The sequence below is a fragment of the Moorena sp. SIO4A5 genome, from assembly GCF_010672005.1.
Taxonomy (GTDB): Bacteria; Cyanobacteriota; Cyanobacteriia; order Cyanobacteriales; family Coleofasciculaceae; genus Moorena.
Window position 1 is genome coordinate 1 of sequence record NZ_JAAHHZ010000281.1, and the last position, 6069, is coordinate 6069.

A 6069-nucleotide genomic window follows, 5' to 3' on the forward strand; every position below is an offset into this window, starting at 1 on the left:
CCGCAATTCCACCGTAGGGATTAAACACGCCTTTGGGAACGACAACATCAAAAACGGGTTCATTTTGGTAGAGGATCGTAATTTCTCGGTCTTTTGAGGAAAGTTCCTGATGGAAATTCAGATAATCTTTGGGATTATACTGTAAACTTTCCCCGTCTTTGAGAATAATTACAACGTCTTCTTGCTTAATCATTTTGAAAATCTTTAGCTCAATGGAATAGAATCAATAATTAGGTTGGCTTAGCCATAGGCTAAAAGCCAACTACCAGCTTAACTCTACACCTTTTTGCAACCATATAAGCACCAGCCAATTTCTCCAGCAACTACCGCGTCACCAGTTTTTTGATAAGCTAGACACCTTTCTGGGTCTGAATCGTTAACTCGGTTGGCTTGAATATCATAGGTTTTTTTCATATGCCAACTCAAGTCCTGAGCTTGGAAAATTTCAAACCCAATTTGAATCAGAGCAGTTTCGTAATTTTGGAGACTAAATAAATCCGTCACATGAAGTCGTTGATAGACGTATTTTGATGTATCTTCACTGATTTCAGAAACGTTAACGACTAAGTCGCCAAACACAAAAATACCACCAGGCTTGAGAACGCGATAAATTTCTTGTAAAGCGGTTTCCCGTTCACTGATGTGTAAGAGAGTTCCTTGACTCCAAACATGACTAAAAGATTCATCCTCAAAGGGTAGATTAGTTGCTGAGCCTTGTTTAAACTGAAGGCGTAAACTGGGAAAATCTTGGGCTTTGATCTCAGCAGTCTGGATATGAGTGTTACTAATGTCAAGTCCGACCACTGCACAGCTAGTTTCTTGAGCAATATAAATTGCTGTATTGCCATTACCGCAGCCAACATCAAGAGTACGACCCTTTGCATCAATATTACTTTGACTAAGCATATATTGATTTAAGCGATCGCATGCTGCCATCAATACCTGTTCATTGTTAGGAGCATTTAAGTCTTCAAAATATCCCCAGTGTTTACTACCATCAGGATTCCAGGGAATTTGATATTGACTTTCTACTGTATCATAATAAACTTCTACCTCTGCCTCTGTAAACGTCTGCTTCATTGTTATATATCCAATCCCATCTTAAATTCTTCTGATTATCATAACTTGATTCGCCCCTACTTGAAACTCAAACTCTGAGGTTTTCACTTCCACTGTTAAGCCTTGTTGCTGTAAGGAGGAAATAATCTCCTCAAAATAAGCAAAAGGCTTACTTCTGTCTTGCTCGTTAGCCCGTAAGGGAAACACTCGAACGTCACGAGCAACACGAGCTAGTTCTAGCAGTGAATCAATGGTAAAGGTTTTGGGGAAGTGAGCTTGGAAACTAAATAGTAAATGCCCACTCGTTGCCAGATCAAAAGTATTATCTTCAAAAGGCAGATGGGGAAGGGAGGCAGTGATATATTTCTCTTGGGATTGCCAATAGTTTCGATAGTCTTCAATAAAGGAATCTAAAATCTCGACTTGCCTGTTTCTGAGGTCTTCAAGGCTCTGGTAATAATCCCACTTTCTCTGCTGGCTAGTTTGGGAAATTTTGGCAACTACGTAATCAATATCCCGGCTAGCAATTTCTAAGAGCCTATCAGGATCGTTAACATACTGAGGATCGACAGCGCAAACCTCAATCCCTAATGCTCTTGCTTCTCGACCAAAAGAAGCTGGACCACCAGGACAATCTAGGATTGATTTACCAACCCAGTCTGAGAAGTCCAAGAGGAACATTTTGCTATACTCTGCCAAAGAGCGTCCATAGAAGGTAACTCGCTCTAAGTTAAAGGACTGGCTCATAACTGGTTTGTTGCATACTATTACAGTTGTTTGGTAGTTTTTTTAAATTGCTATAAGTACCAACACTAAAACCAAGTGTGATCAGACTTGTGTGATCACACTTCTTGGAAAAGGCTTCCAGATAGAGGAAGCCTTTTGCCAGGTCGCTATACTGTCACCGCCACTTTTTCTTCATTCATAGTTTCTGTCGGTAACTTTCTGAACCGTTGAGGTGATTGTAGGTTTTTCGAGTCACCAACTTGAGCCAGGCGGAATTGCCAATCAGACACTTGCTCGTAGCTCAGGTGTTTAGTGTCAATACTTGCTGTCCAGAATCCTGCAAAAATAGCGGGATCATCAAACCTCAGCAGACCTGATTTCCGAATTGCTTCACCTTGTGGGGTTCCTAAGATGGGAGAAATTACGAAAGGAGTGGTTTGAAAAATGATCGATGGGTTAATTGCTTTCGCTTCATTATACACTTCCCACAACGCTTCTTCGAGTTGACGCAAACTATAATCATCATCATCGGGAAGACCGATAATGACACCATAGCTAATCATGGGAATGCCAGCTTGGACAATGGTTCGTAAAATTCGTTTATGTTGTTGCCAGGGAACCAACTTGGCATAGGATTCCCTGCCAAAAATGGGTCGTTCGGCAGGAATATAAGCAGCAAGGGTTCCTGTTGTTCCATTCCAATGATAGAGAGCGTTGATCACTTCTTCATCAGGGGTTAGGTCTTCCTTTTTTCCTCTGTTTCCCCGTCCGAGAGTCATTTTCCTCAGTTCCAAACCATTGGGCCAAAGAACGGTTAAATCCATTTCCCGCAACCCGTTCATAATTTCGAGTACTTCTTCTCGACCACCGGGAAAAATGACACGACCTAAAAATTGATCGGAAACACTAACTACCGATTTTGCTCCTGCTTGGCGCTGTATATCCAGCCATTCCAGAACCCGTTGAGGAGACATTCTGCGATACCCTGTACCGTAGGTAGGAGTTTGGCAAAAGTCACAGTGGCGATCGCAACCCATATCTGGAAAGATCGAACCAATGGGTAACAAATGCTCTGGGAATGGGTCCATCCAATATTGGTTGCCCAAGCATTGTTTAGCCACATCCAAAGATGGTAAGGGCCAGTCTTCGGGATGCAATGGTTTTTTACTCTTGCGATATTGAGTGCCATCAGCTAAGCTTACACCAGTTAGTTCCTCTTTGGAACCTTTTCCTAACAGATAATTAAACAGTGGCCAATTGGCAGCTCCCGATTTATCTTGAACCACAACAGCAGCACCGTTACGCAGATAAAATTCTGGGTCAGCAATTGGGTCAGAGCCACCGACAACCACAGGTCTCCCTTTACTTGCCAGGTGCTTCAAGAGTATTACGGCAATTTCACGGTATAATGTAAAGTTTATGGTAATACACCACACTGCACAACTCGCCGGATCCACCGTCTTGATATCAATACCGACGTAGTTCTTAGTCAGTTCGATGCCTCTCCAAGTAATTCGACCGTAATTTTCTTCGTAATCCCCATCGCGAAGATTAATAAATTTAGTCTGAAATCCTCCTGCTTGGAGATGCGATATTAAAACTTGCTTGCTAATAATTGGTTCATACTTCCGCAGAGAATAATAGTCGTTGCCATCTGGATCAGATAGCTTTAACTGGGGCAATTCAACTAATCCGATAGTCGAGTTTTTCTCTTGTGCAATTGTCATTGTAGTTTCCCAATGAATGGTGCTTTTGATGCCCTAGGATTTCTCTACTAAGCCCGGAACAAACTGCCTGTTACTCTTCCGATGGCAATTGAAAAAAATCATTCAGTGCTAGGGCAAAATCTGATCAAACTATAGTCTTGGGTATTGGCTTCCAGATTAGGAAGCTTCTCGGTACCTATACTGACACCGCCGTTTTTTCAGTATTCTTGGCTTCATCCGGCAACGTTCTGAACCGTTGAGGAACTTGCAGGTTTTTCGAGTCACCAACGCTAGCTAGGCGGAACTGCCAATCAGAGACTTGCTCGTAGCTGAGATGTTTGGTGTCAACACTCGCGGTCCAGAATCCTGCAAAAAGGGCTGGGTCGTCAAACCGCAGAAGACCGGATTTACGAATTATTTCGCCCTGTGCCGTTCCCAAGATCGGAGAAATCACAAAGGGACTGATTTGAAATACCATTGAAGGGTTAATCGCTTTGACTTCATCATAGATTTCCCAAAGCGCTTCCTCTAGCCGTAACATACTCTCATCGTCATCATCAGGAAGCCCAATGATCATGTGATATACGATCATGGGAATACCAGCTCGCACAACCGTTTTCACAATTCGTTTGTGTTGCTGCCAGGGCAGTAACTTGGCATAGGCTTCCCGTCCAAATACAGGACGCTCGGCAGGAAGACCACCAGCCAGAGTTCCCTTTTGCCCATCCCAATGATAGAGGGCGTTGATCAGTTCTTCATCGGGGGTCAAATCTGTGCTGTCATAGTTGCGCCCACGCCCTAGAGTCATCTTCCTTAGCTCCAGACCATTGGGCCAAAGAATGGTTAAATCCATTTCCCGCAACCCTTTCATAATATCGAGCACTTCTTGTCGCCCATCGGGGAAAATCACCCGCCCCAGGAATTGATCGGAAACGCTGACTACGGATTTTGCTCCTGCTTGACGCTGTATATCCAGCCACTCCAGCACCCGTTTAGGAGTCATTCTGCGATACCCCGTACCATAAGTGGGGGTTTGACAAAAGTCACAGTGGCGATCGCAACCTATATCTGGAAATATGGAACCAATGGGTTTTAAATGCTCGGGAAACGGATCCATCCAATATTGTGTTCCCAAGCACTGTCTCGCCACATCCAAAGATGGTAAGGGCCAGTCTTCGGGATGCAATGGTTTTTTACTGTTAGGATATTGAGTCCCGTCAGCTAAGACCACACCAGTGAGTGCTTCTTTGGGACCTTTTCCTAACAGATAATTAAATAAAGCCCAATTAGCAGCGCCGGATTTGTCCTTAACCACTACTGAAGCACCGTTGCGAAGGTATATTTGGGGGTCAGCAAAGGGATCGGAACCACCCACAACCACTGGCTTACCTTTACTGGCCAGGTGCTTTAGCACCATCATTGCTATTTCCCGGTATAGTGTGAAGTTAACTGTAATGCACCAAACTTCACAGCTTTCAGGATCGACACTCTCTATCTCAACACCAACATAATTCTTAGTCAGTTCAATGCCTTTCCAGGCTATCCGTCCGTAATTCTCTTGGTAATCCCCGTCTCTGAGGTTAATAAATTTAGTTTCAAAGCCTCCTGCTTCAAGACTGGATAGTAATATTTGTTTACTAACAATTGGTTCCCATTTGCGCAGGGAATAAAAATCGTTCCCATCGGGGTCAGATAGCTTAAGTTGAGGCAATTCAACTAGTCCAATGCATCCTGATGTTTTATCAGACATTCCAGCAGTCTCCTAAACGCAAAAGCTTATTAATTTTTTCTGTTTCTTTCTAGAGAGGGAGTGCTTAGGAGCTAAACTTTCCCATAAACACTTGCCCTAAATTTGGGGACTTCATGGCCAACAAAACCCATTACGGTCTGTATTTTGACATTACAGGCCGCTATAATAAGAATATAAGCTACAATTTACAGATATCCCAGAAATTTGTCAATAGTCACTGGAACTCAGACAATTATCTGAGTACACGGAGCGCTAGTTGATGATAGAGTCCCTTAGAAAAGTAACACACTTCACAGGTTGCCCATGGACTAAGCTTCCACTGTCAGCAGGGATAAGTATATGGACAAAAATAACCATAATTTATTAATTTTTGTAAAGTTCCCAAAATTCTCTCTACTTCCTCCTCCGTTCCCGTAGCGTGGCCGACAGCCTCAGTGCCTGCTCGCTATTTCAACAGTTACTTTTACTTGTGGCCGATTACTTAATTTCTAGCTCAAATTTTGGATCGAACGTAGCTAACCTTACTGGTTCACCCACAGAGTCATAAGGACTTTGTGGGTGCGATCGCTTAAAGCCTCTAGCTAAGTTGTGTTAATCGCCTTACACCATCTTCCGGGTCAAAATTTCTTCTAGCTCGCTTTCATAGAAAAATTTCGATTCACCAAAAGCAGGCTTCAAATCTCCTAACCAGGTTGCCTCAGGATCAAAACTGGCAAAGAAAGGTCGATTGCACCACTGAGGGTTACGAGCTTGTAAAAAAGACAAAACAAACACTTTCTCCCCTTGAATTTCGCTAATACCTTCAATTTTGACTTTTCCTGGTAAGGC

General features: G+C 43.1%; 5 protein-coding genes and 1 pseudogene. All 6 read right to left on the bottom strand.

Features of this window, described 5'->3' with window-relative positions; translation table 11 throughout:
- On the bottom strand, positions 1-193 hold a 193-nt coding region (locus F6K57_RS34945; RefSeq protein ID WP_293072572.1), incomplete at its 3' end, for a hypothetical protein.
- 83 nt (positions 194-276) lie between these two features.
- Positions 277-1080, bottom strand: coding sequence for a methyltransferase domain-containing protein (locus F6K57_RS34950; RefSeq protein ID WP_293072574.1), 804 nt, complete (start codon positions 1078-1080; stop codon positions 277-279).
- A gap of 21 nt (positions 1081-1101) precedes the next feature.
- The gene (locus F6K57_RS34955; protein WP_293064849.1) at positions 1102-1806 is read right to left on the bottom strand and encodes a hypothetical protein; all 705 of its coding nucleotides are present in this window, start codon (positions 1804-1806) and stop codon (positions 1102-1104) included.
- Positions 1807-1952: 146 nt separating this feature from the next.
- On the bottom strand, positions 1953-3512 hold the full coding sequence (locus F6K57_RS34960) for a radical SAM protein (protein ID WP_293072576.1): 1560 nt from the start codon (positions 3510-3512) through the stop codon (positions 1953-1955).
- A gap of 175 nt (positions 3513-3687) precedes the next feature.
- Complete coding sequence (locus F6K57_RS34965) at positions 3688-5241, bottom strand: radical SAM protein (protein ID WP_293072578.1); 1554 nt, start codon at positions 5239-5241, stop codon at positions 3688-3690.
- Between the two features lie 600 nt (positions 5242-5841).
- A pseudogene (locus F6K57_RS34970) lies at positions 5842-6069 on the bottom strand (lysine 2,3-aminomutase); the annotation flags it as partial.

Bases quoted from the DNA above. Each gene is read 5' to 3' on its own strand.
- F6K57_RS34950 (WP_293072574.1), bottom strand. From the start codon at position 1,080: ATGAAGCAGACGTTTACAGAGGCAGAGGTAGAAGTTTATTATGATACA.
- F6K57_RS34955 (WP_293064849.1), bottom strand. From the start codon at position 1,806: ATGAGCCAGTCCTTTAACTTAGAGCGAGTTACCTTCTATGGACGCTCT.
- F6K57_RS34960 (WP_293072576.1), bottom strand. From the start codon at position 3,512: ATGACAATTGCACAAGAGAAAAACTCGACTATCGGATTAGTTGAATTG.
- F6K57_RS34965 (WP_293072578.1), bottom strand. From the start codon at position 5,241: ATGTCTGATAAAACATCAGGATGCATTGGACTAGTTGAATTGCCTCAA.